The sequence below is a fragment of the Streptomyces sp. NPDC004051 genome (genome assembly GCF_053604275.1).
The window spans coordinates 1-1,092 of the sequence record NZ_JBSGHG010000099.1; the positions used below are offsets into that span (position 1 = coordinate 1).

The 1,092-nt window shown below is 65.6% G+C and carries 2 protein-coding genes; both read right to left on the reverse strand.

The annotated features are described in order from the left end of the window. Window positions 1-286, reverse strand: a 286-nt coding sequence (locus ACWEQO_RS34800; RefSeq protein WP_452986502.1) for a transposase, incomplete at its 3' end; no start/stop codon positions are given. A 141-nt stretch (window positions 287-427) separates the two neighbouring features. Beyond that, complete coding sequence (locus ACWEQO_RS34805; RefSeq protein WP_452986501.1) at window positions 428-964, reverse strand: GNAT family N-acetyltransferase; 537 nt, start codon at window positions 962-964, stop codon at window positions 428-430. Window positions 965-1,092: the final 128 nt, after the last annotated feature.

Genomic DNA, 1,092 nt, shown 5'->3' on the forward strand with positions numbered 1-1,092 from the left:
CCGTGCACGTGCCCTTCTTCACGTGCCCGGTCTCGTCGACCACCAGCACCGCCTGGTCGTCGCGTAGATGCTCCACCACGTACTCGCGCACGTCGTCGCGTACCTGGTCGGCGTCCCACTTGGCACGACCCAGCAGGTGCTGCATGCCGTCCGGGGTGGTCTCTCCGGCCCACTCGGCGATGGTCCAGCAGTTCTTGCGCGGCAGGTCCGACAGCAGCCCGAGCGCCAACTGCCGGACATGACGCCGGGGTTCGACCCGCGCGAACCGTCCAGATATCCGGTCCATCAGGCCCTCGAATGCCTCCTGCCAGCGGGCAGGGTCTACGCTGTGACCTGCGGCCACCACGTGATCGTTTGTCTTCACACACCGATGATCAACGGTGGCCGCACCCTTGCCCGCACAGGCCCCCCACCAGCAAGATCACAATCAGTCGCCAGGGCTCGGCCGCCATTCCGCTTCGAGGATGCTGAACATCTCGGAGTCCCGCCAGCCGTCCCGGATCAGCGCGGTGTGCCGATGCCGCCCCTCGTACGTCATGCCGAGCCTGCCCAGCAACCGAGACGACGCGAGATTGCGGGGGTCACAGGTCGCGTAGATCCGGTGGAGCCCCAATTCCCCGAACCCGCACGACAGAAGCTCTTGTCCGATCGCCGTGCCCACGCCACGCCCCCAGGCCCTCGGGTGCACGATGTAGGCGATTTCGCCCTGACGATGGCGACGGCTACGAATGTGCAGCTCACCCATGCCGACGAGTTCGTTCTCGAAGCGAGCAATGTAGACGAATCTCTGCTGAGGGGCGTGCGACCAGGCTTCGACAGCGGTTTGCACGAACGCGCGCGTCTGGTCCTCGGTGTTCGGCCCCCAAGGCTGGTAGCGACAAGCCTCCTCAAGGCTGGCCCAGGAGTGCACTGCTTGCCAGTCGTTGAGCGCGAGCTTGCGCAAAGTCACCATGGATTGGCTCACAAGCGGATCTTGCCAGATTTCGTATGGGGCACGAGCCCGGACGGCGGTAGCCAGCCACCGCCGTCAGGCCGAGCCCCACAGACCGGCGTCACCTTGCGCCAAGTCACGATCTACGGCTGGAGTACTAG